25 protein-coding genes are annotated in these 26,909 nt (G+C 62.0%); 20 read left to right on the top strand and 5 right to left on the bottom strand.

Features of this window, described 5'->3' with window-relative positions; all coding sequences use genetic code 11:
* The first annotated feature begins 26 nt into the window (after positions 1-26).
* The 8 genes from ABIE35_RS00120 (at position 27) to ABIE35_RS00085 (ending at position 7,808) form a co-directional block, all read left to right on the top strand.
* On the top strand, positions 27-479 hold the full coding sequence (locus ABIE35_RS00120; RefSeq protein WP_354511856.1) for an NUDIX hydrolase: 453 nt from the start codon (positions 27-29) through the stop codon (positions 477-479).
* Positions 480-696: 217 nt separating this feature from the next.
* On the top strand, positions 697-1,875 hold the full coding sequence (gene rsgA / locus ABIE35_RS00115) for a ribosome small subunit-dependent GTPase A (RefSeq protein ID WP_354511854.1): 1,179 nt from the start codon (positions 697-699) through the stop codon (positions 1,873-1,875).
* A 154-nt stretch (positions 1,876-2,029) separates the two neighbouring features.
* Positions 2,030-3,124: an ABC transporter ATP-binding protein gene (locus ABIE35_RS00110; RefSeq protein ID WP_354511852.1), complete on the top strand. Its 1,095-nt coding sequence runs from the start codon at positions 2,030-2,032 to the stop codon at positions 3,122-3,124.
* Entirely contained in the window at positions 3,124-3,864 is a 741-nt protein-coding gene (locus ABIE35_RS00105; RefSeq protein WP_354511851.1) for an ABC transporter permease, read from the top strand. Before ABIE35_RS00110 ends, ABIE35_RS00105 begins: the two co-directional genes overlap by 1 nt.
* Positions 3,861-4,604 (top strand): ABC transporter permease, encoded by a 744-nt coding sequence (locus ABIE35_RS00100; RefSeq protein WP_354511849.1) that lies wholly within the window; start codon positions 3,861-3,863, stop codon positions 4,602-4,604. The genes ABIE35_RS00105 and ABIE35_RS00100 overlap by 4 nt, the downstream gene beginning before the upstream one ends.
* Complete coding sequence (locus ABIE35_RS00095) at positions 4,601-5,557, top strand: ABC transporter substrate-binding protein (protein WP_089595713.1); 957 nt, start codon at positions 4,601-4,603, stop codon at positions 5,555-5,557. The genes ABIE35_RS00100 and ABIE35_RS00095 overlap by 4 nt, the downstream gene beginning before the upstream one ends.
* A 121-nt stretch (positions 5,558-5,678) precedes the next feature.
* Positions 5,679-6,899 carry a pyridoxal phosphate-dependent aminotransferase gene (locus ABIE35_RS00090; protein WP_354511846.1) on the top strand — a complete coding sequence of 407 codons (1,221 nt, stop codon included), beginning with the start codon at positions 5,679-5,681 and terminating at the stop codon, positions 6,897-6,899.
* A 54-nt stretch (positions 6,900-6,953) separates the two neighbouring features.
* Positions 6,954-7,808, top strand: a complete 855-nt coding sequence (locus ABIE35_RS00085) for a polyphosphate kinase 2 family protein (RefSeq protein WP_354511845.1) — start codon at positions 6,954-6,956, stop codon at positions 7,806-7,808.
* Positions 7,809-7,850: 42 nt separating this feature from the next.
* Here ABIE35_RS00085 and ABIE35_RS00080 read toward each other — a convergent pair whose 3' ends face one another.
* Positions 7,851-8,102 carry an exodeoxyribonuclease VII small subunit gene (locus tag ABIE35_RS00080; RefSeq protein WP_354511843.1) on the bottom strand — a complete coding sequence of 84 codons (252 nt, stop codon included), beginning with the start codon at positions 8,100-8,102 and terminating at the stop codon, positions 7,851-7,853.
* Between the two features lie 41 nt (positions 8,103-8,143).
* Positions 8,144-9,421 (bottom strand): exodeoxyribonuclease VII large subunit, encoded by a 1,278-nt coding sequence (xseA, locus tag ABIE35_RS00075; RefSeq protein WP_354511842.1) that lies wholly within the window; start codon positions 9,419-9,421, stop codon positions 8,144-8,146.
* 179 nt (positions 9,422-9,600) lie between these two features.
* Between xseA and ABIE35_RS00070 the strand changes: the two genes are divergently transcribed.
* The gene (locus tag ABIE35_RS00070; protein ID WP_354511841.1) at positions 9,601-10,464 is read left to right on the top strand and encodes a hypothetical protein; all 864 of its coding nucleotides are present in this window, start codon (positions 9,601-9,603) and stop codon (positions 10,462-10,464) included.
* Positions 10,465-10,488: 24 nt separating this feature from the next.
* Positions 10,489-11,574: a 4-hydroxy-3-methylbut-2-enyl diphosphate reductase gene (locus tag ABIE35_RS00065; protein WP_089595708.1), complete on the top strand. Its 1,086-nt coding sequence runs from the start codon at positions 10,489-10,491 to the stop codon at positions 11,572-11,574.
* 85 nt (positions 11,575-11,659) lie between these two features.
* On the opposite strand, the gene ABIE35_RS00060 is transcribed toward ABIE35_RS00065, so the two are convergent.
* Complete coding sequence (locus ABIE35_RS00060) at positions 11,660-12,889, bottom strand: DNA recombination protein RmuC (RefSeq protein ID WP_354511839.1); 1,230 nt, start codon at positions 12,887-12,889, stop codon at positions 11,660-11,662.
* Positions 12,890-12,999: 110 nt separating this feature from the next.
* On the opposite strand from ABIE35_RS00060, the gene ychF reads away from it, so the two are divergent.
* The 5 genes from ychF to ABIE35_RS00035 all read left to right on the top strand — a co-directional run bounded on the left by ychF (position 13,000) and on the right by ABIE35_RS00035 (position 19,793).
* On the top strand, positions 13,000-14,085 hold the full coding sequence (ychF, locus tag ABIE35_RS00055; protein ID WP_354511837.1) for a redox-regulated ATPase YchF: 1,086 nt from the start codon (positions 13,000-13,002) through the stop codon (positions 14,083-14,085).
* 317 nt (positions 14,086-14,402) lie between these two features.
* A complete protein-coding gene (locus tag ABIE35_RS00050; RefSeq protein ID WP_354511835.1) occupies positions 14,403-16,085 on the top strand; it encodes a peptide ABC transporter substrate-binding protein in 1,683 nt (560 codons plus the stop codon).
* A gap of 124 nt (positions 16,086-16,209) precedes the next feature.
* Positions 16,210-17,139, top strand: a complete 930-nt coding sequence (locus ABIE35_RS00045; RefSeq protein ID WP_026539948.1) for an ABC transporter permease — start codon at positions 16,210-16,212, stop codon at positions 17,137-17,139.
* Entirely contained in the window at positions 17,129-18,073 is a 945-nt protein-coding gene (locus tag ABIE35_RS00040) for an ABC transporter permease (RefSeq protein ID WP_089595704.1), read from the top strand. Before ABIE35_RS00045 ends, ABIE35_RS00040 begins: the two co-directional genes overlap by 11 nt.
* A gap of 10 nt (positions 18,074-18,083) precedes the next feature.
* The gene (locus ABIE35_RS00035) at positions 18,084-19,793 is read left to right on the top strand and encodes a dipeptide ABC transporter ATP-binding protein (RefSeq protein WP_280623183.1); all 1,710 of its coding nucleotides are present in this window, start codon (positions 18,084-18,086) and stop codon (positions 19,791-19,793) included.
* 166 nt (positions 19,794-19,959) lie between these two features.
* Here the strand turns inward: ABIE35_RS00035 and ABIE35_RS00030 are convergent, their stop codons facing one another.
* On the bottom strand, positions 19,960-20,802 hold the full coding sequence (locus ABIE35_RS00030) for an SGNH/GDSL hydrolase family protein (RefSeq protein WP_354511833.1): 843 nt from the start codon (positions 20,800-20,802) through the stop codon (positions 19,960-19,962).
* 283 nt (positions 20,803-21,085) lie between these two features.
* Here ABIE35_RS00030 and typA point away from each other — a divergent pair, with 283 nt between their 5' ends.
* Both typA and ABIE35_RS00020 read left to right on the top strand, forming a co-directional pair.
* The gene (typA, locus tag ABIE35_RS00025) at positions 21,086-23,002 is read left to right on the top strand and encodes a translational GTPase TypA (RefSeq protein WP_141285905.1); all 1,917 of its coding nucleotides are present in this window, start codon (positions 21,086-21,088) and stop codon (positions 23,000-23,002) included.
* A gap of 33 nt (positions 23,003-23,035) precedes the next feature.
* On the top strand, positions 23,036-23,443 hold the full coding sequence (locus ABIE35_RS00020) for a hypothetical protein (RefSeq protein ID WP_354511831.1): 408 nt from the start codon (positions 23,036-23,038) through the stop codon (positions 23,441-23,443).
* Here the strand turns inward: ABIE35_RS00020 and ABIE35_RS21175 are convergent.
* Positions 23,370-23,573, bottom strand: a complete 204-nt coding sequence (locus tag ABIE35_RS21175; protein WP_502921346.1) for a putative acetyltransferase — start codon at positions 23,571-23,573, stop codon at positions 23,370-23,372. The genes ABIE35_RS00020 and ABIE35_RS21175 overlap by 74 nt on opposite strands.
* A 198-nt stretch (positions 23,574-23,771) precedes the next feature.
* On the opposite strand from ABIE35_RS21175, the gene fdxA reads away from it, so the two are divergent.
* From fdxA to ABIE35_RS00005, 3 genes are all read left to right on the top strand, one after another.
* Positions 23,772-24,098, top strand: a complete 327-nt coding sequence (fdxA, locus tag ABIE35_RS00015) for a ferredoxin (protein WP_024817464.1) — start codon at positions 23,772-23,774, stop codon at positions 24,096-24,098.
* 14 nt (positions 24,099-24,112) lie between these two features.
* On the top strand, positions 24,113-25,261 hold the full coding sequence (gene dapC / locus ABIE35_RS00010) for a succinyldiaminopimelate transaminase (protein ID WP_354511829.1): 1,149 nt from the start codon (positions 24,113-24,115) through the stop codon (positions 25,259-25,261).
* A 232-nt stretch (positions 25,262-25,493) separates the two neighbouring features.
* A complete protein-coding gene (locus ABIE35_RS00005) occupies positions 25,494-26,777 on the top strand; it encodes a citrate synthase (RefSeq protein WP_090818059.1) in 1,284 nt (427 codons plus the stop codon).
* Positions 26,778-26,909 lie beyond the last annotated feature (132 nt).

Here is a 26,909-nt window from a genome sequence, read left to right as displayed (position 1 = left end):
CTGGTCCAAGGAATTATGCTGGCTCCATGACCCTGCAGTTCGATACCCGCCCCGCCGCGTACGCCGTTATTGTCCGGGACGGGAAGATCCTGCTGGCCTATTGGAAGCAGGACGGCAAGGAAGGATGGACGCTGCCAGGGGGAGGCCTGGATCTTGCCGAACACCCCGTGGACGGCTGCAAGCGGGAAGTTTTCGAGGAAACCGGCTACGAAGCGCGCATTGATCGCATGCTGGGGATCGACGTCGGCCACTGGCCAGGCGATATCCGCCCGGACGGTTCGGTGAAAGACTTCCAAGCACTGCGCCTGGTCTATGAGGCCACGGTGGTGGGCGGCGAACTGACCCACGAGGTGGACGGGAGCACCACGCATGCTGCATGGATTCCCGTGGGAGACGTCCAAAAACTCAACCGGGTGTCCTTGGTGGATACAGCGCTGCGCCTCCACCGGGAGCGCCCGGCAGACGGAAAACTCCGCTAAAACTGCGAAGGGCTAGCCAATGCTCCGCTCCTTGGTTAGTCTAATCAACGTTGCTGGCTTTTCAGTTGCCGGCCTTGATGCCAAGGAGGTGGATTTGATGATTGCAGAGATCTTGCGCGCCCCGCTCTCAGTTGCGGCGCGCCGTCATCAGCCCACCATTCCTGTCCCGGCATCAGCCTGCCAGAGCTAGGCGGCCGGGCCTCACCAGAGGCTTCCCTTGACTTCCTTCGCTTCTTCAAGCAACCCTTCCAACAGTTCTACCGTGCAACTCCGTGGCCCCGTGGAGTACGGATTCACCGAGGCAACCGCTGAACTCTTCCACGCCAACTCCTTGCCCCACGCCCAAGAAGATGCCCGCCCGGGCCGGGTGGTCCGCCTGGACCGGAACCGTGTCCTGGTGGCTTCGGCCGACGGTCTCCTGCATCTGCCCTACCCCTCCCATTCTTCACACAGGGTGGTCCCGGCTACCGGGGACTGGGTATGGCTTGGCCATAACAACGCGGGCGAGCCCGCCGTCGTCGAGATTCTGCCGCGTCGTTCGGCGCTCAGCCGCAAGCGTGCCTTCGAGGCGTCCTCCGAGGAGCAAATCCTGGGCAGCAACATCGATATCGTCGCGGTGGTGGTGCCGGTGGACCGTCCACTGACCCACAACCGTCTGGAACGGACCTTGGTTGCTGCCTGGGACTCGGGTGCCACGCCGTTGGTGGTCATCACCAAAGCGGATCTGGCCGACCTGGCCGACGACGTCGTGGGTGAGGTCATCCTTCAGGCAGCGGGCGTGGAGGTCGTTACCACCTCGGCTGAACAAGGCGACGGACTCGATGAACTCATGCAGCACATCCCGTCCGGCTCCACGCTTGTCCTCTTGGGACCTTCCGGCGCGGGGAAATCAACGCTCATTAATGCGCTCGCGGGGCGTCCGGTGCAGCAGACGGGCGAGGTCCGGGCCGGGGACGGCAAAGGCAAGCACACCACTACATCGCGGGAACTGGTGCCCCTGGCCGACGGTGCTGTACTGATGGACACACCGGGAGTCCGCGGGTTCGGCCTGTTTGACGCCGATGACGGCATGGAGGAAATGTTCGGTGATCTGGAAGAGCTTTTCACCCGATGCCGCTTCGCCGACTGCGCCCACCAGGCCGAGCCGGGATGTGCGGTCCAAGAGGCGCTGGCGGAAGAAACGCTCGATCCCCGGCGGTGGGCAAGCTACCTGAAACTTCAACGTGAGCTTGCCGCCCTGGCCAGGAAACATGATGCCGCAGCCCGCCGCGCCTACCAGCGTGAGTGGCACCAAAAGGTGGTGTCGGCGGAAAGGGGCCAACGCGCGGCGGAACGGTACAGGCACGACCAAGCCGAGGAGCGGGCCGGGAAAGGCAACAAACGACGGAAACGCTGAACATTGCCGATTCATTACGGAAAACGTGGCGGCGCTGACATCGCCCGCGGTGCTGGCTAGGCTGGGTGAAGATTGCTTTGCAGCCAAGTAATAAGAGTGCATATGATCGTGTGGCTCTACCGATGTTCTCGACCACAGATAGGTAAGCCCGGGTATGGCCGAAGCCATGATTGAGTTCCAGAGCGTCACCAAGCAATACCAAGGCGGGCAGCCGGCGGTGGACGCCCTCAGCATGTCCATCGACAAAGGCTCCATCACGGTGTTCGTTGGGCCTTCGGGCTGCGGCAAGACCACATCCCTACGCATGATCAACCGGATGGTGGAGCCCACCAGCGGGACCATCACCGTGGCGGGCAAGGACGTTTCACAGGTTCCCGCGCCTGAGCTCCGCCGATCCATGGGCTACGTCATGCAGTCATCCGGCCTCCTGCCACATCGCTCCGTCCTGGACAACATCGCCACCGTTCCGCGCCTCAACGGTGTTTCCAAGGCGGATGCGCGGAAGCGCGCAGTGGAACTCCTCGACGTCGTCGGATTGGCTTCGGTCCTCGGCAAGCGGTATCCGTCGCAACTCTCAGGTGGTCAGCAGCAGCGCGTCGGGGTGGCCCGGGCGCTTGCTGCTGATCCGCCGGTTCTGCTGATGGACGAACCCTTCAGTGCGGTGGACCCGGTGGTCCGTGACGAACTGCAGCAGGAACTCCTGCGCCTCCAGCGGGAACTGGCCAAGACCATTGTTTTCGTCACGCACGACATTGACGAAGCAACAGTTCTTGGCGACAAGGTTGCGGTCTTCGCCGTTGGAGGAAAACTTGCGCAGTACGCTGCGCCGGAAGAAATCCTCAGGGCACCGGCCAACGATTTCGTTGCCTCCTTCGTGGGACGCGACCGCGGATTCAGGCACTTGGCTTTCAACGCAGCGGACGCCGTGACCCTGCACCCAGTCACCATGGTCAGTCCTTCCGATGGTCAGCACGCGGGCCGGGCATCGGGGGAGTGGGCCTTGGTGGTCGACGCCGACTCCCGCCCGTTGGGATGGTCCTCGCCGCGCGATGGTGCAGGTTTGATCCCGGGCGGATCGCTGTTCCGTAAGGGAGACACGCTGCGCCGCGCCCTGGACGCGGCGTTGTCGTCGCCGTCGGGTCTTGGCGTGGCAGTGGACGACGACGGCCGTGTGGCCGGAGTCTTGAAGGCGCCGGAAGTCCTGGCGCTCATCGAAGAAGTCCGCCACCACAGGGAGGACGCCACCTGATGGAGTGGTTCCTCAACAACAGTGGCATGGTCTTGGGATTGGCGGGCCAGCACATGGTGCTCGCCATCATTCCCATGATCCTGGGACTGCTGATTTCCATCCCCCTGGCCCAGCTGGCCAGGCGTAACAGCACGCTCAGGTCGATAGTGACCACCGCTACCTCGTTGCTGTACACCATTCCCTCGCTGGCACTTTTCATCATTCTCCCCACCATCCTTGGCACCAGGATCCTGGATCCGCTGAACGTCGTTGTGGCGTTGACCATTTATGCGGTGGCGCTGCTGGTCCGCGCAGCCATTGATGCGTTCGATTCGGTGGACGATGACCTCCGCAATGCGGCCGTGGCCATGGGTTTCAAGCCCCTGGCCCGTTTCTTCCAGGTGGACCTGCCCTTGTCCTTGCCGGTGTTGTTCGCAGGCTTGCGCGTGGTGTCGGTCAGCAACATCTCGTTGGTCAGCGTCGCCGCACTTCTTGGGGTGGGAAACCTCGGAGTTCTGTTCACTGACGGCCTGCAGCGTACCTTCATCACCGTTGTGGTGGTGGGCATTATCGCCATTCTTATTCTGGCTTTGCTGATGGATGCTGTCCTGGTGGTTCTTGAGCGGCTTCTGACTCCGTGGACGCGCGCTGCAGGTGGAAAGACTCCACGGCAGGACGGAACTGCGCTTCTTACCGAACCCAAGTCCGGGCCAGCCACTCCACACGCTGCTCTTCGCCCGGATCCGGGGGCCTCCGCATGAACATCTTTGCCGAGACCGTTGCCTGGCTTACGAGCTCCAAGAACTGGACCGGAAGCGGTGGCATCCCCACCCGCTTGCTGGAACACCTGCAATACAGCGCACTCGTTCTCCTGATCGCCGCGGCCATCGCCGTACCCATTGGTCTTTACATCGGGCACACTGGCCGTGGCCGGGTGGTTGCGGTTGCCGTAGCCGGCGCGCTGCGGGCCCTCCCCACCCTCGGTTTGCTGGTCCTGTTCGCCTTGCTCGCAGGCAGCGGCTTGATGCCGCCCGTCTGGGCTCTGGTCATTCTTACGGTGCCGCCATTGCTGGCCGGCACGTACGCCGGGATCTCCAGCGTCGATCCCACCGTGGTGGATGCTGCCCGGGCCATGGGTATGACCGAACTTCAGATCCTCTTCCGAGTGGAAATCCCCAACGGACTGCAGGTGATGTTTGGTGGCATCCGCACCGCGGTCCTGCAGGTCATCGCCACCGTGTCGGTGGTGGCCTACCTGCCTTTGGGCGGGCTGGGACGCTACCTGTTTGACGGCCTCGTCCTGCAGGATTTCCCCCGAATGCTGGGTGGTTCCCTGCTCATTGCCGGGCTCGCCATCGCCGTAGACCTGATCCTGGCCGGAGTGCAGCGGCTCGTCATCTCACCAGGCCTGACCCTCGATTCAAGCGGCCGCCAGAAGGCGTCCGACGATCTCACAGCCACAGCTCCCGCCGGGGCTGCCGTTCAAGGAGGTACACCATGAAGAACCCCGTCCCCATGACCCTTACACGCCGTGGTCTCGGCGGCCTCGCAGCCGGACTGGGTGTGGCCCTCGCGTTGAGCGCGTGTGGCGGAAGCCCTTTGGCCACGCCGTCCACCTCGGCACCCAGCGGATCCGCTGCCGGCGGTTCGCTGGTCGTCGGCTCGGCCGACTTCCCCGAGAGCCAGGTCATTGCCGAGATCTACGTGGGCGCCCTCAACGCCGCGGGCCTGACGGCAACCTCCAAGCCGAACATCGGTTCGCGTGAAATCTACTTCAAGGCAGTCCAGGACGGCTCCATCGACCTCGTCCCGGACTACTCCGGCAACCTCCTGTCCTACGTGGACACCGAGGCCAAAGAAGTTTCCGCGGAGGACGTCTACAAAGCGCTCCCGGGCAAGCTTCCGGATGGCCTCGCGGTCTTGGAGCCGGCAAAGGCCGAGTCCAAGGACGCCATGGTGGTCACCAAGGCCACGGCGGAAAAGTACCAGCTGAAATCCATCGAGGACCTGGCCAAAGTCTGCAAGGACTTCACCATGGCAGCTCCGGCCACGTTTGAGACGCGTGCCTACGGCTTCCCGGGCCTGAAAGCCAACTACAACTGCGAGCTCAAGGGCCTCCAGCCCTTCAGCGACGGCGGCGGCAACCTGACGCTCCAGGCCCTGCTTGAGGACAAGGTGCAGGTAGCGGACATTTACACCACCACGCCTTCCATTGCCGATAACGACCTCGTGGTGCTGGAAGACCCGAAGAACAACTTCAAGGCCCAGCAGGTACTTCCGCTGGTGAAGGAGGCCAAGATGACGGACAAGGCCAAGGAAGCGCTTAACAACGTCTCCAAGATCCTGACCACGGATGACCTCATCAACCTGAACCGCGCGGTCAGCGGCGACCAGAAGCAGGCACCCAAGGACGCAGCAGCCGCCTGGCTGAAGGACAAGGGCATCGTCAAGTAACGCCTGATCAAAGCCGCATACGACGGCGGTGACGGACCCGCGCGGGACCGTCACCGCCGTCGTCGTTTTCTGTGAGTTAAGTCTCAGCTGAAGTCCATCACCCGTGTGGCATATTTGAGGGATGGCGAAATTCAAGCAGTCCACCAAGCTTCATAATGTCCTTTACGACATCCGTGGACCGATTCTTCAGGCCGCCCAGCAGATGGAGGCAGAGGGTCACAGGATCCTCAAACTGAATATCGGAAACCCGGCTCCCTTCGGTTTTGAAGCGCCCGACGCCATTTTGGTGGACATGATCCGCCATCTGCCCAACGCCCAGGGTTACAGTGATTCGCGCGGGATCTTCTCTGCCCGGACCGCTGTATCCCAGTACTACCAGACCCGTGGCATTCAGAACATCCACGTTGATGACATCTACCTTGGCAACGGCGTCAGCGAACTCATCACCATGTCCCTCATGGCCCTCCTGGAAGACGGTGATGAGGTCCTGATTCCCACACCGGACTATCCGCTGTGGACTGCTTCCGTTGCTTTGGCCGGCGGGCGACCCGTGCATTACCTCTGTGATGAGGACTCCGGCTGGCAGCCTGACCTTGACGACATGGAAGCGAAGATCACGTCCCGGACCAAGGGCATTGTGGTGATCAACCCCAACAATCCCACCGGCGCGGTGTACCCGGAAGAGACGCTCAAGAAAATTGTCGCTCTCGCCGAGAAACACGGACTGGTGCTCTTTGCCGATGAAATCTACGAGAAAATCCTTTACGAGGACGCTGTCCACGTCAACCTCGCCGGGCTCACCGGTGACGACGTCCTGTGCCTGACGTTCAGCGGCCTGTCCAAGGCATACCGGGTCTGTGGTTACCGCGCTGGTTGGATGGCTATCTCGGGGCCCAAGAAGGACGCCGCTGACTACCTTGAGGGCATCAACCTCCTGGCCAACATGCGTCTGTGCGCCAACGTTCCCGCGCAGCATGCCATCCAAACGGCGCTCGGCGGCTACCAGAGCATCAACGACCTCATTCTGCCCGGCGGCAGGCTTCTGGAGCAGCGCAACAAAGCCTACGACCTCTTGAATGCCATTCCCGGAGTCAGCACCCAACAGGCCAGGGGAGCGTTGTATCTGTTCCCCAAGCTGGACCCTGAGGTTTATCACATCCGGGACGACGAAAAGTTTGTCCTCGACCTGCTGAAAAAACAGAAAATCCTGGTTTCCCATGGCCGGGCCTTCAACTGGGTGCGCCCGGACCACTTCCGCATGGTCACCCTGCCCAACGTCAAAGACATTGAAGAGGCCATTGGCCGCATGGCGGACTTCCTGTCGAGGTACCCGGGCAACTAGCCTGAGGTCCATGGCCGTTCCACGAGGGCGCGGCCCTGCGGAAAGGCACACCCGATGGCTGTTGCAGTTGAATTCGCCAAGAGTCCGGCTGAGGTACTGAGGGTCGGGTCCGGGTTCACGCTGGCCAGCGTGGACCCGGATTCAACCCCCGGATACTTCGGCGCGAAAGCTGACGGCAAGGCGTTGCTGGAAGCCCAGGACGCACGACTGGCAGAACTGCAGGAGAAGCTCTTCGCCCAAGGCCGGTTCGGCAGCTCCAAGAGGCTCCTGCTGATCCTGCAAGCGATGGATACTGCCGGCAAGGGCGGCATCGTCAGCCACGTGGTGGGCGCCATGGACCCGCAGGGTGTTCAACTGCATGCTTTCAAGGCCCCTACGGATGAGGAAAAGTCGCACGATTTCCTCTGGCGGATCGAGAAAGAAGTTCCCGGTGCCGGAATGGTGGGCGTTTTTGACCGCTCACACTACGAGGACGTCCTGATCCATCGCGTGCATGGTTGGGCGGACGCTTCGGAGTTGGAACGCCGTTACGAGGCCATCAACGACTTTGAAGCCCGCCTTGCAGACCAAGGCACCACCATCGTCAAAGTCATGCTCAATATCAGCAAGGACGAACAGAAGGAACGGCTGATCGCCCGCTTGGACGATCCCCGTAAGCACTGGAAGTACAGCAGCGGGGACCTTGCCGAACGTGCGTTTTGGGACGACTACATGGACGCTTACGGTGTTGCGTTCGAGAAAACGTCAACAGATACAGCACCCTGGCACGTGGTCCCGGCCAATAAGAAGTGGTACGCGCGCATCGCCGTGCAGCAGCTGCTGTTGGATGCCCTTGAACGCCTCCAGTTGGACTGGCCCAAGGCTGAATTCGACGTCGCTGCCGAACGCGCCCTGGTGGTGGCTTCCTAAAAATCCGCACCGATGGCTGCTCGGTGCGTTGCTGCTTGGGCGTTACTGGGCGGCAGCACCGGCGTCGTTGCTTGCGTCCCGGGCTGTGGCCAAGCGTTTGCGGGCGCCCTCCAGCCAGTCCTCGCAGCGCTTGGCCAGTGCTTCGCCCCGTTCCCAGAGTGCCAAGGATTCTTCGAGGCTGGCGCCCCCTGCCTCCAAGCGGCTAACGACGCCCATGAGCTGCTCGCGGGCTTCCTCGTAACTCAAGGAGTCCAGGGATTCCGGTGACGATGCGGATGGGTTGTTCTCGGTCATGATGTCCTTTGTATTCGGTAGTGGCGATGGTGACTGCCGCATCAACGTTCGACGATGTGTCCTTGGCCGGTGGATATTGCCCTGAAGCGACCTTCGGCCACTCGAATCGCCAGTGCCGTTCCGTCGGGGGCTTCCTCTGGACTACTCACCACTGTGTGTCCGGCTTGGTCCCCGCCAATAATCTGGACAACGGCGTAGCCACGGTCCAGTGTTTTTTGCGGAGACAGGGCCCTGACCTGTGCGCGCAAGTGGTGGACCTGGTCCATGGCCCGGACAACGGCTGTATTGACTGCCGAATGGGAGCGTCGTTGCAGGCGGTGGATGTCATCCGCCCGGGCGTCCACCATGGAAGCCGGCGTCGCCAGGACCGGCCGTGACTTCAAGGCATGGAGGCGGTCCGTCTCCCGGTCCACCATCCTGCCGATGCTTCGGCGGAGGTGGTCCCTGGCCTGCCGGACCATGGCCAGTTCCTCGACCACGTCAGGAACTATCCGCTTGGCGGCATCGGTGGGCGTTGACGCGCGAAGATCCGCAACGTCGTCAAGGATGGGTCGGTCGGCTTCGTGCCCGATCGCACTGACAACAGGAGTGGTGGCGGCAGACACTGCGCGGATGAGGTCCTCGTTGCTGAACGGGAGGAGGTCTTCCAACGCGCCACCGCCGCGTGCCATGACAATGACATCTACCTGAGGGTCGGCGTCGAGCTTTTTCAACGCTGCGATGATCTGCGAGACAGCGGTGTTGCCTTGGACAGCGACTTCGTGGACGTCGAACTCAACCGCCGGCCAGCGCAGCGCAGCGTTACGCAGGACGTCCTTTTTAGCGTCCGAGTCCCGGCCGGTGATGAGGCCGATGCGGTGGGGGAGCAGCGGCAGTTTGCGCTTCCGGGAGTCGGCAAACAGGCCTTCGGCCGCCAACGCCTGCCTAAGCCTCTCGATCCTGGCCAGCAAGTCGCCCAACCCCACGGGACGGATGTCTTTGACGGACATGTTCAGACGCCCTGTTTTGACCCAGAAATCTGCTTTGACTAAGGCAACAACGCGGGATCCGCGTTCGAGCGGGATCTTCTGGCGGTCCAGCACTGTGGACCACACCGATGCGGGCAAGGAAATTTCGGCGTCAACATCACGCAGGGTCAGAAATGCATTGCCACCCCGGCGGTTCAGCTCAATGACCTGTCCCTCAATCCACGCAGCGGGTGCCCGCTCGATGTGCGCTTTGAGCTTGCGGGACAAAAGTTGCAGCGGCCAGGGGTTATCCGGACTTGTTTCGGCCGCTGTCCCGGGCAAAGTGGATTCCGGCGTCGCTTCAGCGGACATGGGCGGTCCGTACCTGTTCCGGTCTCCGTGTCTCTTGCTGCATGATGTGTCCTCGCTCCGGGATGCGGCTTTGGTTGCCGGCCGCTTTCCAACTCTATCCATAGCTTCCCAGCCCGCCCGGACATTTTTCCTATCATGTGGACAGACCTAGGATGGTGGCACAGCCGACGACCCTGAGGATGACCTTGCGTACTTTCGTTTCAGCACTGGGAGTGATCCTCGCCGTTCTGTTGGCAGGCGTCGCTGTCCCCGCGGCCTGGGTGGACCAGAACATCGTCAAGGAAGAGGGCTTCGTGCGGATCGCGGGATCGTTGGGAAGCGATCCCGAATTCCAGAACCGCTTGGCTACGGCCGCAGTGGGAACCTTTGAGTCCTCTGTGGATCTGCCCGGCCCCATCCAGTCCTTGGCGGCCGACGCGCTCCGGAACGCGGCCATGGGAATGCAGTCGTGGAGTGACTATCCGCAAGCCTGGGAGGAAACCGTCCGGAACAGCCACAGGCTGAACTTCGGGACGGTCACCCGGGCGGAAGAATCGGCGGCATCCACAGCACTGGTCTTGGACATAGGGCCTCTTGTGCGGCTGATCCGGGATCATTTTGCCGAGGCTACGCGGATCAGGCTCGAGGTCCCCGCGGAGAGCCTTGTCTCCCTGGGGGAGCCTTCCCACCGGCAACTCGTAGAACGCGTGGCAGCCTTTGCGCCGTTGTGGTGGATCGCCGCTGCAGGTGCACTCGTGTCTGCCCTTTTGGCAGTGGCGGCTGCACGACGGCGGTCACTGGCTTTGGTTTTCCTCGGGCTTGGGGGATTGGCGCTGGCAGCCCTCTGGACGGCGGGAGCAGACATCGCTGGTGGAATGGTCGGAAGTCTTGCCAGCGCCAACGGCGTGGCAGAACTGTTCAAGAACCAGTTCCTCACCGCAGCCCGCAACGGATTTGGCCAGTGGGTGTGGATCGCAGCGGTGGTGTCCGGGGCTCTCCTGGTGGTCGGCGTCATAGCGGCAGTGGTCTCAGGGCGACAAGGGTCACGTTCGGCCCGAAGCTAAAGGCCGGGCCGGTAGCATGGAGGCATGACCAGCACAGCAGTTTCCATTCCTATGCCCACGGTGCCGCGCAGACGGCGATCTCCGGAAGAGGTACAGGCAGCGGCACCCGTCACGGGTCCCAAGAAGGTCCTGCTGGCGGCGCCGCGCGGCTACTGCGCCGGAGTGGACAGGGCAGTCATCGCTGTAGAGAAAGCCCTTGAGCACTATGGGCCTCCGGTCTACGTCCGCAAACAGATCGTCCACAATGTCCATGTGGTCAGCTCCTTGGAGGAGCAAGGAGCCATCTTCGTCGAGGAAACAGATGAGGTCCCTGAGGGTGCCTTGGTCATTTTCTCCGCCCACGGTGTATCTCCGGCTGTGGTCCAGTCTGCTGAAGACCGCGGTCTCCGTACCATTGACGCCACCTGCCCGCTGGTCACCAAGGTCCACAAGGAAGCTGTGCGCTTCGCCAAGGATGACTACGACATCCTCCTGATCGGCCACGAAGGCCACGAGGAAGTCGAGGGAACCGCCGGTGAAGCACCGGATCACATCCAGATCATCAACGGCCCGCACGAGGTAGACAAGGTCACCGTGCGCGACCCCGAGAAGACCATCTGGCTCTCCCAAACGACGCTGAGCGTGGACGAAACCATGGAGACGGTCCGTCTGCTCAAGGACCGGTTCCCGACCCTGCAAGACCCGCCCAGCGACGATATTTGCTACGCCACCACCAACCGCCAGGTGGCCATCAAGAAGATTGCTCCCCAAGCCGACCTCGTGATCGTGGTGGGCTCAGCCAACTCGTCCAACTCCGTGCGCCTTGTTGAGGTTGCCTTGGAGTACGGCGCCAAGAGCTCATACCGCGTGGACTTCGCCAATGAAGTGGATGAAGCCTGGTTCGAGGGGGTTGCCACGGTAGGTGTGACCTCGGGTGCCTCTGTCCCGGAAGTACTCGTCAAGGATGTCCTGCGGCTGCTGGCTGACTACGGCTACGGCGAGGTGCAGGAAATCGTGACGGCAGAGGAAGACTTGCTCTTCTCGCTGCCTAAGGAGCTGCGGGCCACGTTGAAGAAAGCCGGCGACGTAACGCGTGCGCTCGGCGGCCGCGGAAACCGGACCACGTCCTAGCGCTTCGCTCAACAGCAGGAACTCAGAGAAACAGGCCCGCAGCCATCGCCTCCCACAGGGGAGGCAATGGGTGCGGGCCTGTTCGTTATGCCGCAGACTCTTCGGACTCTTCAGCCAGAAGCTCAGGAGCTGCCAACGCACGGGGGACTGCCTCAACGGACATCGGTGCGGCAAGGCCGGCATCGTCCATGGTGTTCAGCTTGCGTGCGGTGGGCAGGACCCGGGCTTCCAAAGTGCCCACCATGGCGTTGTAGCGGTCCACGGACGTCTTCAGGGAACTGCCCAACTTGCTGACATTTTCACCCAAGGTACCCATGCGCTCGTAGAGCTGCTTGGCGAGCTCGAACAGTTCGTGGGCGCTGTCCGTGAGCACATCCTGACGCCACGTGAATGCCACCGACTTGAGGACCGCCAGCAGGGTCCCGGGCGACGCCAGCACGACGTTCCTTGACAGGGCGTATTCAAGAAGTCCCGGGTCAGCTTCCAGGGCAGATGCCAGGATGGATTCAGCAGGGAGGAAGCAGATCACCAGCTCGGGGGAGTTCCCCGGAATGTCCCAGTACTTCTTGCCCGCCAAAGCATCGATGTGGGACTTCAGCGCTTTGGCGTGCTGGGACAGCAAGGTCTTTGAATCATGGTTGCTGGCGGATGCCACCGATTCCCCAAAGGATCCTTCTCCGTGCAGTTGTTCCTGGGCGGAGAGGTACGAGGCCAGTGGGACCTTGGCGTCGACCACCAGTTGCTTGCCGCCCGGCAACTGGACGACGAGGTCCGGACGAAGGGTATTCTCAGTCCGGCCTGAATGAACCTGCTCATGGAAGTCCACGTGCCGCAGCATTCCCGAAGCCTCCACCACCCTGCGAAGTTGTACCTCGCCCCATTGGCCGCGGGCGCTGTTGGAGCGCAGGGCCGAGGCAAGGGCGTGTGTGGACCGCAGCAGCTGCTCGTCGGACAACCTGGCATCCTGCAGTTGCTGGGCAAGTTGGCCGTATTGCTCTACCCGGTCACGCTCCAGCAACGAGACTTGTTGCTGCACCGCTGTCAGTTTCTCCGCAACCGGGGCAAGCGCCCTGAGAACACTGCCGTCCGAGTTCCTGGACGCCGTCAACTCGCGGTTCTGCGTGAACAAAAGGCGCCGTTCGGCGTCTGCTGCTGCCAGCTGCGCGGTCACGTCCGAGAGGCGCGCCGACACGGCGTCGAAGTCTTCTTCCAAGCCGGCGCCCCGGCGTCGAAAGACTACATAGCCCGCCGCCAGGCCGACGGCGGCGCCGATCAACAGCATGAGCAGGGCCAAAACCAATCCAAATCCATCCATGAGGCAACCCTGTCACAGGGGTACGACAGTTTTAGTGAAGCGGCGTCACCGACGGCCGCCAGCGCCACCGACACGCAAAGTCAAGGCCCCAGCGGGTAGAATCAATGCTCGTGGCTCTTACTATTGGCATCGTCGGACTGCCCAACGTCGGCAAATCAACTCTTTTCAACGCACTGACCCGCAACCAGGTGCTCGCGGCGAACTATCCCTTCGCAACGATCGAACCCAACGTCGGCGTCGTGAACCTGCCGGATCCCCGGCTGGCGAAGCTGGCTGAGATCTTCGGTTCCCAGAAGTTGCTGCCCGCTCCGGTGTCCTTTGTGGACATCGCCGGCATCGTGAAGGGTGCCTCCGAGGGCGAAGGCCTGGGCAACAAGTTCCTTGCCAACATCCGCGAGGCAGAGGCCATAGCGCAGGTTGTTCGTGTGTTCGATGATCCCGACGTTATCCACGTCGACGGCAAAGTTGATCCGCGCTCGGACATGGAGACCATCAACACCGAGCTCATCCTGGCCGACCTTCAGACCATCGAAAACGCCATCCCGCGCATCGAAAAAGAAGTCAAGATCAAGAAGCGCGAAGCTGCCGAGCTGGCGGCCATCAAAGCAGCCCAGACAGTGCTGGAACGCGGCGACACCATCTTCTCCTCGATCAAGAGCGACAAGCTGGAGATGGGGCACCTCAAGGAGCTCGGACTTCTCACTGCCAAGCCCTTCATCTACGTGTTCAACGCCGATGAAGGCATTCTGGGGGATCAGGAGAAGCAGGACGAGTTGCGTGCCCTCGTTGCGCCTGCAGACGCTGTTTTCCTTGACGCTAAGCTCGAAGCCGACCTTGTTGAATTGGACGAGGAGGAAGCCCGCGAGATGCTGGAAATGAACGGCCAGAGCGAGTCCGGACTGGACCAGTTGGCCCGCGTTGGTTTCCACACCCTTGGCCTGCAGACATACCTGACGGCAGGCCCCAAGGAAACCCGGGCCTGGACCATCCGCCAGGGTGACACCGCTCCCCAGGCAGCCGGCGTGATCCACTCCGACTTCCAGCGTGGCTTCATCAAGGCCGAGGTTGTCTCCTTCGATGACCTGATCGATGCCGGTTCCATGGCCGAGGCCAAGTCCCGCGGCAAGGTCCGGATCGAAGGCAAAGAGTACGTGATGGCCGACGGCGACGTGGTGGAGTTCCGCTTCAACGTTTAGAACGTTGCGCACGCCGCAGCATTTCGGAAGGGCCCTGGTTCGACGGAACCAGGGTCCTTTTTTGCCCAAAAATCGTCCTGTCCTGCTGTCAGACAGCGAATGCTACCACCGAGTAACGTTTGACTTGAAATCCGCGCCAATTTAGGCATGTGTAGGTTGCGGAACGGTTACAGTTTGGCCAGCATGTCCCAACATCCGGACGCAATGTGGGTAGGCTTACACTCACATGTAGGCAACGTCACAGTAGGAAACTGTGCCTGTGCCTGGGGGATATCACGAATTTCCCCTGCTCAACTCCACGACTCATAGGAGGCGGAATGCGTTTCTCGCGCACTTCCAAAGCTCTAGGCGTAGCGGCGATCATCGCCCTCGCAGTGACCGGTTGCGGCGGCGGTGGCGGCACCAGCACAAACAGCTCTGCCGCAGCTGACCCAAACAAGGTCATTTCCGCATACAGCAACGAACCGCAGAACCCGCTGCTTCCGGCCAACACCAACGAGGTGTACGGTGGCCGCGTCGTCGAGCTGCTGTTCGAAGGCCTTCGCGCCTACGACTCGGACGGCAAGCCCGTCAACGCTCTGGCGGAGTCGATTGAGACAACCGACTCGCAGAACTGGACCATCAAGGTCAAGTCCGGCGCCAAGTTCACCAACGGTGAAGCCATCACGGCTAAGACGTTCGTTGATTCCTGGAACTTCGCCGCGCTGAGCACCAACCTCCAGAACAACGGCTTCTTCTTCGAGTCCATCGAGGGCTATGCCGACGTCAGTGCAGTCACCGAGACCACCGGCGCCGACGGCAAGAAGACCTCCACACCGGCACCTACGGCCCAGACCATGTCCGGCCTGGCTGCCACTGACGACCAGACCATCACGGTCAAGCTCGGCCAGCCCGAAGCTGACTGGTCGCTCCGCCTCGGTTACTCCGCCTTCTACCCGCTGCCTTCCGAGGCTCTGAAGGACCCGAAGAAGTTCGGCGAGAACCCCATCGGCAACGGCCCGTACAAGTTCGAGAAGGAAGGTGCCTGGGTACACGACCAGTCCATCTCCCTGGTCAAGAACGCCGACTACACCGGCCCGCGTGCTGCCAAGAACGGTGGCGTGACGTTTAAGTTCTACACCGATCCGGGCCCCGCATACACGGATCTCCAGGCCGACAACCTCGACATCACGGACGTAGTTCCGTCGAACGCGTTGAAGACTTACACCACGGACTTCCCGGACCGTAACTCCACGCGCCCGAACGCCAACAACGCCACCTTGAACATCCCGGGCTACAACCCGAACTTCCAGGGTGAAGCCGGTCTCCTGCGTCGCCAGGCACTGTCCCACGCCATCAACCGTGAAGAGATCACCAAGGTCATCTTCAACGGCACGCGTACCCCGGCCACCGAGTTCACGGCTCCCGTGCTCGACGGCTACAACGACGCTATTCCCGGCAGCGACGTTCTGAAGTTCGACGCCCAGAAGGCCAAGGATCTCTGGGCCCAGGCCGAGAAGATCAAGCCGTACGACGGTTCCAAGCCGCTCCTGATCGCCTCCAACACTGACGGTGGCAACAAGGAATGGATCGACGCCGTTGCCAACGGTTTCAAGAACAACCTCGGCATCGAGGCTGAAATCCAGCCGTTCGCGAAGTTCGCTGAAGTTCTGGACCTCCGCAAGTCGCAGTCCCTCCCGGGCCTGACCCGCGCCGGCTGGCAGGGTGACTACCCGTCGCTCTACAACTTCCTCGGACCTGTGTGGGCAACCAACGCATCGTCCAACTACGAGAAGTACTCGAACCCCGAGTTCGACAAGCTCCTCAAGGAAGGTCTTGCAGCCAAGACTCCGGAAGATGCCAACAAGAAGTTCAACCAGGCACAGGAGATCCTGTTCAAGGATCTCCCCGGCTTGCCGTTGTGGTACCGCGCAACCCCGATCGTTTGGAGCAACAACGTTGTCTCAGCCGAAACCGGCTGGAACGGCGGCATCCGCTACTTCGACATCGAGGCCAAGTAGTCTCCAGGATCTGAACTTGCCTTAGGGCAAAGGGGGTCCGGCCAACGTGCCGGGCCCCCCTTGCTTGCTTGGCAGGAAGGCACACATGACACACCAATGCCCCACCACCGGAGAGGGGTGACCCGTGGTTCGCTTCATTTTCCGTAGACTCCTCCAGGTCATCCCGGTATTCCTGGGGACCACACTCCTCGTCTACTACATGGTCTTCGCACTACCCGGCGACCCGATTGCTGCCCTCTTCGGGGATCGCCAGCCGCCGCAGAGCGTCATCGACGCCCTGCGGGCCCAGTACAACCTGGACCAGCCGTTCTGGGTTCAATACGGGCTCTTCATCAAAAACTTGTTCACTTTCAACCTCGGTGTTGACTTCACCCAGCAGCCTATTGCTGACTCCTTGGCCAGAGCTTTCCCTGTCACGGCAATGCTCGCTATTGAGGCCCTCATCATCCAGGCGGTGTTCGGCATCGCTTTCGGTGTCTTCGCTGGGCTGAAGAAGGGCAAGCTCTTCGACTCCACCGTTCTGGTCGTTTCGCTTCTGGTGATCGCCGTTCCCACCTTCGTTTTGGGCTTCGTATTCCAGCTGGTGTTCGGTGTCCAGCTGGGCTGGGCCAAACCTACGGTGGGCGCCAACGCCGACTGGGGCAACCTGATCCTTCCTGCCGTCGTCCTGGGCCTGGTGTCCTTCGCCTATGTCCTCCGGCTGACCCGCGCTTCTGTCAGCGAGAACATGAACGCGGACTACGTCCGCACCGCGACAGCAAAGGGCCTGTCCCGGCCCCGCGTCGTGATGGCCCACATCCTCAGGAACTCGTTGATCCCGGTGGTGACCTACCTGGGCGCCAACCTTGGCGGGCTCATGGGCGGCGCCATCGTTACCGAAGGTATCTTCAACGTCCCCGGAGTGGGTAACAAACTCTTCCAGGCCATCCAGCGCAGCGAGGGCCCCACCATCGTTGCCATTGTGAGTGTCCTGGTCCTGGTTTTTGTTATCACCAACCTCTTGGTTGACCTCCTGTACGCCTGGCTTGACCCGAGGATCCGCTATGACCAGTAATAATGAACACTTTGTGGCCCCCGTCGAGGAGACACCGCTTCTGGCCACTGACGCTGTCAAGACAGATCAGGCGCCCCTGAGCCTTTGGGCAGATGCGTGGCGCAAGCTTCGCCGTCGCCCCATGTTCATCGTCTCCTCGCTGTTGATCCTGCTCCTTGTGATCGTTGCCGTGTTCCCGGGGCTGTTCACCAGCGTCGAACCCAACAATGACTGCCAGTTGGCCAACTCCGAGGGCGCACCCACTGCCGGCCACCCTTTGGGCTTCACCCTGCAGGGTTGTGACGTCTATTCCCGCGTGATCCACGGTACGCAGGCTTCCCTGTCTGTGGGTGTCCTGTCCGTACTTGCAGTTGTCATCATCGGCGTCACCCTCGGGGCGCTGGCCGGTTACTACGGTGGCTGGCTGGACTCCGTCCTTGCACGGCTTGGCGATATCTTCTTCGCGTTGCCGATCATCCTGGGCGCCCTGGTCATCACGCAGCTGCCGTTGTTCCGTGAGAACAGGAGCGTCTGGACAGTGGTCCTGACGATATCCCTGCTTGCCTGGCCACAAATGGCGCGTATCACCAGAGGTGCCGTTATTGAAGTCCGTAACGCGGACTTCGTTACGGCGGCCCGGTCACTTGGTGTTTCAAAGTTCGGTGCCCTGGTCAAACATGCGCTCCCGAACGCCTTGGCCCCCGTGATTGTGCTGGCAACCTTGGAATTGGGCGTTTTCATCGTCCTGGAAGCCACGTTGTCCTTCCTTGGTGTCGGGTTGCCTGGCAGCGTGATGTCGTGGGGTAACGACATTTCCGCGGCCAACGCCTCCATCCGCACCAACCCGGGAATCCTGCTCTACCCGGCAGCCGCCCTGTCCATCACCGTCCTGAGCTTCATCATGCTTGGCGACGCCGTCCGCGATGCTCTTGATCCCAAGAGCCGTCAGCGCTAAGGAGGCGAACATGACTTCTGCGAACATCAGAATTGATGAAGCCACGGCACCAGTACGGCCCATCCTGGAGATCAAGGACCTGGCCATCACCTTCAAGACCGGTTCCGGCGAGGTCAAGGCGGTCAAGAACGCCCATTTGACCATCATGCCGGGCGAAACGGTCGCCATTGTGGGGGAGTCGGGCTCCGGAAAGTCGACGACGGCGCTGGCCGCCATCGGCCTTTTGCCCAACAACGGCCGAGTCTCCGCTGGTCAGATCCTGCTTGACGGCGAAGACATCGCCCACGCTTCGGAAAAGCGCATGATCGAGCTCCGCGGCAGCCACATCGGCATGGTTCCCCAGGACCCCATGTCCAACCTCAACCCGGTCTGGAAGATCGGTTACCAGGTGCGGGAAACCCTGAAGGCCAACGGTCGCCCGGACGGTCCGGAGGACGTTGCCCGCGTCCTCGCGGAGGCCGGACTCCCTGACGCCGCACGGCGTGCCAAGCAATATCCGCATGAGTTCTCGGGCGGCATGCGCCAGCGCGCGCTGATCGCCATCGGCCTGAGTTGCCAACCCAAGCTCCTCATTGCCGACGAACCGACGTCGGCATTGGATGTCACGGTGCAGCGCAGGATCCTGGACCACTTGGACACCATGACCACTGAGCTCGGCACCTCTGTGTTGCTCATCACGCACGACCTCGGCCTTGCCGCCGAACGCGCTGACAAAGTGATCGTCATGTACCAGGGCAACGTGGTGGAGGCCGGTCCCTCGCTGGAACTTCTCCGCAACCCCCAGCACCCCTACACCCGTCGTCTGGTTGAATCGGCGCCTTCCCTGGCATCGCGTCGTATCCAGGTGGCCAAGGAACAGGGTGTGGAGGCCGGCGATCTTTTGGCGCCAGTGGCTGCAGCACAAAGCCGGGTCCAGGACGAGGTCCTCCAGATCAAGAACCTGCGCAAGATCTATAAACTGCGCCAGGGACTGGGGCAGACGTCCGATTTCGCTGCTGTTGACGATGTCAGCTTCAGCGTCAAGCGCGGGACCACGACGGCGATCGTGGGTGAGTCCGGTTCGGGTAAGTCCACTGTTGCCAAAATGGTTCTCCAGCTTGAGAAGCCCACTGAGGGCCAGATCATCTTCGACGGCGTGGATACTGCGGGGTTGAAGGGCAAGGAGCTCTTCAAGTTCCGTCGCCGCGTGCAGCCCATCTTCCAGGATCCCTACGGTTCCCTGGACCCGATGTACAACATCTTCAGGACCATTGAAGAGCCGCTGCGCGTGCACAAGATCGGGAATGCGGCCAGCCGTGAGAAAAAGGTCCGCGAGTTGCTGGACCAGGTGGCTTTGCCCCAGTCCATGATGCAGAGGTACCCCAACGAGCTCTCGGGCGGCCAACGGCAGCGCATCGCCATTGCGCGTGCCCTGGCGTTGGATCCCGAAGTCATCATTTGCGACGAAGCGGTCTCGGCCCTTGACGTGCTGGTGCAGGCCCAGGTGTTGAACCTGTTGGCGGATCTTCAGGACAACCTTGGCTTGACCTACCTGTTCATCACCCACGACCTCGCGGTGGTCCGCCAGATCGCGGATCATGTCTGCGTGATGGAAAAGGGCAAGCTCGTGGAGACTGGCAGCACGGATGATGTCTTCGACAACCCCCGTGAGGCCTACACCCAGGCACTCCTGGATGCTATTCCGGGCGGTTCGCTGCTCTTGCCGCCCGCGGTGGCCTGACCGGCGTCGAACGTTTGATCGCTGGATAGCAGAAGAGCCGGTGGTTCCCGAAAGGAAACCACCGGCTCTTGCCGTTTAAAGTGCGGTTGTGGGGCCTGCTCTGCGCGTCATAGCACTCACCAAGTACGCAGAACGGGCCTCACAACGCCCGGTAGGGCGGCGGCGGCTACTTCGCCGGGGCGCTGCTGTCCGGGCGGGCTGTGAGGCCAAGGGCTGCGAGTTCGCGGGCCAGGACGGCGCCCAGCTTGACGTGCCCGGACGGCTTTAGATGCACTCCGTCCTGGAGGTCGCCCACTGCGTTGAACCGTGTGAGCCAGTCGCCAGTGCTGACGAAGGGAATGCCGTGCTTCGCAGCGATGCGTCCCAGCAGGGCGTCCACTTCGGTACGGCGGCCGCCTCCGTTGTCAGCGCCGCGTGCCAAGGTTCCGATCATGGCCAACGCGGCCCCGGGGTAGCGTTTCTTCAGGGCCGCCAGCAGACGCTCGGCATTACTGGCAATCTGCGCATCCGTGGCCTTTTGCGAGGCATCGTTGCCGCCGCCCTGCACCACGATCAGGGGAGGATCTCCGTAGGGGAGTATCCAGTCTCCCCGTTGCAGGGCGTCGATGTAATTTCCTGTCTTGCCATTGGCGGCAACGAAGCCAGTGCCACCCATGCCCACCACGTGCAACTTGTACCCCAGGGCAGCGATGCCCTGCTGAGGCCAGGAGTCTTTGGGCATTGCCTGGGAATCACCGATGAGAACGGCCGTGTGGCGTACGTCGGCCAGCACCACTTCATTGCGGTTGTTGGCCGGGTTCTTGAAGAGCGAGCCAACCGGCAAGTCCAAGGCGCTGGGAGCCGGGGCCGTCCTCAGGGGCGGGGCGGCGGCCGTCTGGGCGGGCCCGGGCGCGGCGGAGCGCGTGGGGGTGGAAACGGGGGTAGCTGGGCTGGGTCCGCAGCCTACTGCCAGAACGCCGACGGCGATCAATGGTGCGAGCAGGCGGAACGCGGCCGAAGATCGTCGCATCGATTGTTCTCCGTGTTGCACTGGTTCTGCAGCAATCATGGGGCACGACGCCAATAAAATCCAGCATCTGGAGTAGCGGTTGTTAAAGCGCGAGGTCATGTGAGCAGCACCACATTCGGATGTCGAATGGCTTGCTTTTTAGGCTGGGAAATGCAACTGCGTTTAGACTGGATGCAGGTGCCCTGTGTCCCGGGGTCTTTTCGCTGTGTGTTCCGATCAAGTCGATCAGGTATGCGCGCGGATACAAACAGCTGACTTCACCACTGAAACGAGTCATTAACGCATGTCTGAAACCATCACCAACACTGCGTCGCGGAGCGATCTGCGCAACGTCGCGATCGTCGCACACGTTGACCACGGTAAGACCACCCTGGTCGACGCCATGCTCAAGCAGACCAACTCCTTCGCTTCCCATGGTGAGGTTGAGGACCGTGTCATGGACTCCGGTGACCTTGAGCGCGAAAAGGGCATCACCATCCTCGCCAAGAACACCACGGTTGCCTACAACGGCCCGTCGTCCAATGGCGAGACCATCACCATTAACGTCATCGACACCCCTGGCCACGCCGACTTCGGTGGCGAGGTAGAGCGCGGTCTGTCCATGGTTGACGGTGTCGTCCTGCTGGTCGACTCCTCCGAGGGCCCGCTGCCCCAGACCCGTTTCGTGCTCCGCAAGGCCCTTGCTGCGCACCTCCCGGTCATCCTCCTGGTCAACAAGACCGACCGTCCCGACGCCCGCATCGACGAAGTTGTCCACGAGTCCATGGACCTGCTCCTTGGCCTCGCTTCGGACCTCGCCGACGAAGTTCCGGACCTGGACCTGGACAAGGTCCTCGAAGTTCCCGTGGTCTACGCCGCCGCCAAGGTTGGCCGCGCGTCCCTGGACCAGCCGGCCAACGGCTCGGCTCCGGAGAACGAGGACCTCGAGCCCCTCTTCAAGACCATCATTGAGCACATCCCTGCTCCCACCTACAACCCGGATGGCGTGCTGCAGGCACACGTGACCAACCTGGACGCTTCGCCGTTCCTTGGCCGCCTCGCCCTGCTCCGCATCTACAACGGAACCCTCCGCAAGGGCCAGACCGTGGCCTGGGCCCGCGCCAATGGTGAGCTCAAGAACGTCAAGATCACCGAACTGCTGGCCACCAAGGCTCTCACGCGTGTTCCTGCCGAATCCGCGGGCCCGGGCGAAATCGTCGCTGTGGCCGGCATCGAGGAGATCACCATTGGTGAAACCCTCACCGACGCCGAGAACCCGCAGCCGCTGCCTCTGATCACCGTGGATGATCCCGCGATCTCCATGACGATCGGTATCAACACCTCACCGCTGGCCGGCAAGGTCAAGGGTGCCAAGGTCACGGCCCGCCAGGTGAAGGATCGCCTGGACAAGGAACTGATCGGTAACGTCTCCATCAAGGTCCTCCCCACCGAGCGTCCCGACGCCTGGGAAGTCCAGGGCCGTGGCGAGCTCGCGCTGGCCATCCTGGTGGAGCAGATGCGTCGCGAAGGCTTCGAACTGACTGTGGGCAAGCCGCAGGTAGTGACCAAGACCATCGACGGCAAATTGCACGAACCGATGGAACACATGACCATTGACGTGCCCGAGGAATACCTTGGCGCCGTCACGCAGCTCATGGCTGCCCGCAAGGGCCGCATGACCAACATGGCCAACCACGGCACTGGCTGGTGCCGCATGGAATTCATCGTTCCCGCCCGTGGCCTCATCGGCTTCCGTACCCGGTTCCTGACGGACACCCGTGGCGCCGGTATTGCTGCCTCCATCTCCGAGGGCTACGAGCCGTGGGCCGGACCGATCGAATACCGCACCAACGGTTCGATGATCGCTGACCGTGCCGGTGTTGTGACGCCGTTCGCCATGATCAACCTGCAGGAGCGCGGTTCCTTCTTCGTGAAGCCCACCTCCGAGGTTTACGAAGGCATGATTGTTGGCGAGAACTCCCGCGCTGACGACATGGACGTCAACATCACCAAGGAAAAGAAGCTCACCAACATGCGTGCCGCTTCCTCGGACACCTTCGAGAACCTGACGCCGCCGCGCGATCTGACCCTCGAAGAGTCGCTCGAATTCGCCCGCGAAGACGAGTGCGTCGAGGTAACCCCGGAGGCCATCCGTATCCGTAAGGTCATCCTGGACTCCAACGAGCGCGCCAAGGCCAACCGCGCCCGCGCCAAGTCCTAGCCTGCGCTGACTGAAACAGTCAGGAACAGCTGAATGAAGAGAGGGGCCGCCGGTACGGTTCGTGGCATTGCTGCGGCCGTACTGGCGGCTCTTTTCGTTGCCGTCGCAGGGACGGGCTTGCACCGCCAAACCCTGCCAGTGTCCGGCATGGATGTTCCATGGGGTGTTATCGCGTCACTGGTGCTGCTGGCGTCCGTGCAACTATGGCTTGCCGCGTGGTCGCGCTCGATTATCCCGACGGCGGTCGCCGGCGTGGTGAGCTATGCCGCCGTCGGCGTCTTGTCTTCGGCTCGACCGGCCAAGCAGTTGGTCCTGGGCGATGTCACTGGCACTGCATGGGTCTTCGGCATCGCTGCTGTCACGCTTGTCATGCTTGTGGCTGCGGGTCGCCTGCGTGCCGCACGGCCTGCCGTCGTGGCGGTGGAGGCGGAACCTCTTTAGCGGCGATCACCATGGCCAAAGGAATTTCGACGTCGGATGTGCGGGTTCGCACTGTGCAAGTGTTATCGCTGGTCTCCAGGAGGTAGCCCAGCGCGTCCGTCAGGCCGTCGTCGATCCTGTATCTGACCACCACCCGGATGCCCGGTTCTGCAGTGAGTAGGAATTGTCTGGGCGGCAAATGCGGGGGAGTCACCGTTTCATACTAAGACGCGGGCTAGGTTGGCGTCATTGCACTGTTGGATAATAGGCTCGGAAGTTGAGTGCCCGGCATGATGCCGGCCGTATTACCCCGGCCATCGCCGGGACAAACCGTGGAGAGGTCTGGGACGTGACGTACGTAATCGCGCAGCCGTGTGTGGATGTCAAGGACAAGGCATGTATTGAAGAGTGCCCTGTCGACTGCATTTACGAAGGTGAGCGTTCCCTCTATATCCACCCCGATGAATGTGTCGACTGTGGTGCCTGCGAACCCGTGTGCCCGGTTGAGGCCATTTACTACGAGGATGACACCCCGGAGGAATGGGCCGACTACTACAAGGCCAACGTAGAGTTCTTCGACGACCTCGGTTCTCCGGGCGGAGCGGCCAAGATTGGCAACACGGGTAAGGATCACCCGTTCATCTCCGCACTGCCCCCGCAGAACCAAGACCACTAAGGGCGGTAGTTTCCTTGATCTCCGCGGCGCCGGCTTTCGGCCTGAACCTGCCCGACTACCCCTGGGAGGCCATGGCGCCTTATGTTGCCACGGCTTCAAAGCACCCAGGTGGCGCAGTGAATCTTTCCATCGGGACACCGGTGGACCCGACGCCCGGACTGATCCGTGACGCCCTGGCGGACGCAGCGGACGCCCATGGCTATCCCACGGTTCATGGCACCGTGGCCTTGCGTCAGGCTGTGGTGGACTGGTTCGCCAGCCGCCGCGGCGTGCCCGGTCTGGACCCCCAGGACGTCATGCCGACCGTGGGGTCCAAAGAACTCGTAGCGTGGCTGCCGTTCCTGCTTGGGCTCAGCGCCGGAGACGTCGTTGTGAGGCCTACCGTTGCCTACCCGACGTATGACATTGGCGCCTCATTGGCAGGCGCCACAGCTGTTGCGGCCGACGACCTGGATGAACTTGATCCGGCCACCCGCGCCAAAGTGCGGTTGATCTGGATCAACTCGCCGGGTAATCCCACAGGCAGCGTTCGCGATGTGGAGTCGCTCCGCAGGATCGTGGGTCAGGCCCGCGAGCTCGGCGCCGTGGTGGCCTCGGACGAATGCTATGCCGAACTGGGCTGGGGCGAATGGGATGCCCAGCGCGGGGGAGAAGCTGTCCCCAGCATCCTGGATCCCCGCGTTACCAGCGGTTCCACCGACGGACTGCTGTGCGTTTACTCGTTGAGCAAACAGTCCAACCTGGCCGGCTACCGCGCCGCATTCGTCGCCGGAGACTCCGCCATCATGGCCAACCTGGTGAACAGCCGGAAGCATGCGGGCATGATCGTGCCCTACCCCGTGCAGGAAGCGATGCGCGTTGCTTTGGGCGATGCCAGCCACGTGTTGTCCCAGAAGGACCTCTATCGCGGCCGGCGCGAGAGGATGGTTCCTGCGCTGGAGAAGTTCGGACTGCAGATCCACCAATCCAAGGCAGGGCTATACCTTTGGTCCACGGCGGGCGAACCCACCTGGGACACGGTGGCACGGTTCGCCAACCTCGGCATTGTGGTGGGTCCGGGGGTCTTCTATGGGGACGCCGGCAATGGTTTCATCCGCGTGGCCCTCACCGGCAGCGACGAACGCATCGACGCCGCGGTTGAGCGGCTTGCCACAGCCTCATAACAATGCTGTGACTTGCGCCACTAACAGCGCCATTCCGCCAGTAACCCGACGGTACGGATTAGTTCCGGAGGGTTACTGGCGGTAGCTTTTTAACTGACTATCAATGGTGGCCTTCTCTAAGAAAGCACTTCGGCCGTTGGAGCCCTGCAACAGTAGGGCCGAAGGCGGCGGCACCAGAAGTTGGTTGGACAAGCGTTCGATAGAGGCCCAAAGGCCTCATGAAGGGGACTCCATGACTGAGACCACCAGCGCAACACTGCGCCATGCCGGCGGCGAACTCGAACTGCCGCGCATCCAGGTTGTAGAAGGAAACGAAGGCTACGACGTTTCCAAGCTGCTGAAGCAGACGGGCGCCGTTGCCTATGACCCCGGCTTTATGAACACAGCGGCCACCACCTCGGCCATTACGTACATCGACGGCGACGCAGGCATCCTGCGCTACCGCGGTTACCCGATTGAGCAGCTCGCGCAGCACTCGAGCTTCCTCGAAGTTTCCTACCTGCTGATCTACGGCAACCTTCCCACCCCCACGGAGTTGGAAGAGTTTGATCAGAAGATCCGGCGTCACACGCTCCTGCACGAAGAGCTCAAGGGCTTCTTCGGCGGGTTCCCGCGCGACGCCCACCCCATGCCGGTGCTCTCCTCTGCTGTTTCAGCGCTGTCCACGTTTTACCAGGACTCGCTGGATCCGTTCAACGCGGAGCACGTGGAAGTTTCCACCATCCGCCTCATGGCCAAGCTGCCTGTCATCGCCGCTTACGCCCACAAGAAGTCCATCGGTCAGCCGATGCTCTACCCGGACAACTCCATGAACCTGGTGGAGAACTTCCTTCGACTGAGCTTCGGCCTCCCCGCCGAGCAGTACGAAATGGATCCGGTAGTGGTCAAGGCCCTGGACCTCCTGCTCATCCTGCACGCGGATCATGAGCAGAACTGTTCCACGTCCACCGTGCGCCTGGTGGGTTCGTCCAACGCGAACCTCTTCGCTTCGGTGTCCGCAGGCATCAACGCGCTCTTCGGCCCTGCCCATGGTGGCGCCAACGAGGCCGTGCTGAAGATGCTCCGCCAGATCCAGGCCGACGGCATCAAGCCGGAGGACTACATGGAGAAGGTCAAGAACAAGGAAGACGGCGTCCGCCTCATGGGCTTCGGACACCGTGTCTACAAGAACTACGATCCCCGCGCCAAGATCATCAAGGCAACGGCCCATGAAGTTCTCGGCAAGCTCGGCGGCAACGACGAACTGCTGGACATCGCCATGCGCCTCGAAGAGAAGGCCTTGGCTGACGACTACTTCATCCAGCGCAAGCTCTACCCGAACGTCGACTTCTACACCGGCCTCATCTACAAGGCCATGGGTTTCCCGGAGAAGATGTTCACCGTGCTGTTCGCCATCGGACGCCTCCCGGGCTGGATTGCCCAGTGGCGCGAAATGATCAACGACCCCCAGACCAAGATCGGCCGCCCGCGGCAGCTCTACACAGGGGAACCGGAGCGCAACTACCCGGCCAACTGATACGGCAATATCGTCAATAACGACGGCGGGCGCCCCCCCCGGGGGGGGTGGGGGGGGGGGGGGGGGGGGTGGGGGGGGGGGGGGGGGGGGGCGGCGGGGGGGGGGGGGGGGGGGGGGGCGGCGGGGGGCGGC

Origin of the sequence: Paenarthrobacter sp. 4246 (assembly GCF_040546855.1) — a bacterium.
Classification (GTDB): Bacteria; Actinomycetota; Actinomycetes; order Actinomycetales; family Micrococcaceae; genus Arthrobacter.
Note: the sequence above shows the minus strand (reverse complement) of the source record. Positions and strands in the feature narration are given on the sequence as shown.

Excerpts from the sequence above, each read along its gene's own strand:
- ABIE35_RS00120 (WP_354511856.1), top strand. The coding sequence starts at position 27 with ATGACCCTGCAGTTCGATACCCGCCCCGCCGCGTACGCCGTTATTGTC.
- ABIE35_RS00110 (WP_354511852.1), top strand. The coding sequence starts at position 2,030 with ATGGCCGAAGCCATGATTGAGTTCCAGAGCGTCACCAAGCAATACCAA.
- ABIE35_RS00105 (WP_354511851.1), top strand. The coding sequence starts at position 3,124 with ATGGAGTGGTTCCTCAACAACAGTGGCATGGTCTTGGGATTGGCGGGC.
- ABIE35_RS00100 (WP_354511849.1), top strand. The coding sequence starts at position 3,861 with ATGAACATCTTTGCCGAGACCGTTGCCTGGCTTACGAGCTCCAAGAAC.
- ABIE35_RS00095 (WP_089595713.1), top strand. The coding sequence starts at position 4,601 with ATGAAGAACCCCGTCCCCATGACCCTTACACGCCGTGGTCTCGGCGGC.
- ABIE35_RS00090 (WP_354511846.1), top strand. The coding sequence starts at position 5,679 with ATGGCGAAATTCAAGCAGTCCACCAAGCTTCATAATGTCCTTTACGAC.
- ABIE35_RS00085 (WP_354511845.1), top strand. The coding sequence starts at position 6,954 with ATGGCTGTTGCAGTTGAATTCGCCAAGAGTCCGGCTGAGGTACTGAGG.
- ABIE35_RS00080 (WP_354511843.1), bottom strand. The coding sequence starts at position 8,102 with ATGACCGAGAACAACCCATCCGCATCGTCACCGGAATCCCTGGACTCC.
- xseA (WP_354511842.1), bottom strand. The coding sequence starts at position 9,421 with ATGTCCGCTGAAGCGACGCCGGAATCCACTTTGCCCGGGACAGCGGCC.
- ABIE35_RS00070 (WP_354511841.1), top strand. The coding sequence starts at position 9,601 with ATGACCTTGCGTACTTTCGTTTCAGCACTGGGAGTGATCCTCGCCGTT.
- ABIE35_RS00065 (WP_089595708.1), top strand. The coding sequence starts at position 10,489 with ATGACCAGCACAGCAGTTTCCATTCCTATGCCCACGGTGCCGCGCAGA.
- ABIE35_RS00060 (WP_354511839.1), bottom strand. The coding sequence starts at position 12,889 with ATGGATGGATTTGGATTGGTTTTGGCCCTGCTCATGCTGTTGATCGGC.
- ABIE35_RS00050 (WP_354511835.1), top strand. The coding sequence starts at position 14,403 with ATGCGTTTCTCGCGCACTTCCAAAGCTCTAGGCGTAGCGGCGATCATC.
- ABIE35_RS00040 (WP_089595704.1), top strand. The coding sequence starts at position 17,129 with ATGACCAGTAATAATGAACACTTTGTGGCCCCCGTCGAGGAGACACCG.
- ABIE35_RS00035 (WP_280623183.1), top strand. The coding sequence starts at position 18,084 with ATGACTTCTGCGAACATCAGAATTGATGAAGCCACGGCACCAGTACGG.
- ABIE35_RS00030 (WP_354511833.1), bottom strand. The coding sequence starts at position 20,802 with ATGCGACGATCTTCGGCCGCGTTCCGCCTGCTCGCACCATTGATCGCC.
- typA (WP_141285905.1), top strand. The coding sequence starts at position 21,086 with ATGTCTGAAACCATCACCAACACTGCGTCGCGGAGCGATCTGCGCAAC.
- ABIE35_RS00020 (WP_354511831.1), top strand. The coding sequence starts at position 23,036 with ATGAAGAGAGGGGCCGCCGGTACGGTTCGTGGCATTGCTGCGGCCGTA.
- ABIE35_RS00005 (WP_090818059.1), top strand. The coding sequence starts at position 25,494 with ATGACTGAGACCACCAGCGCAACACTGCGCCATGCCGGCGGCGAACTC.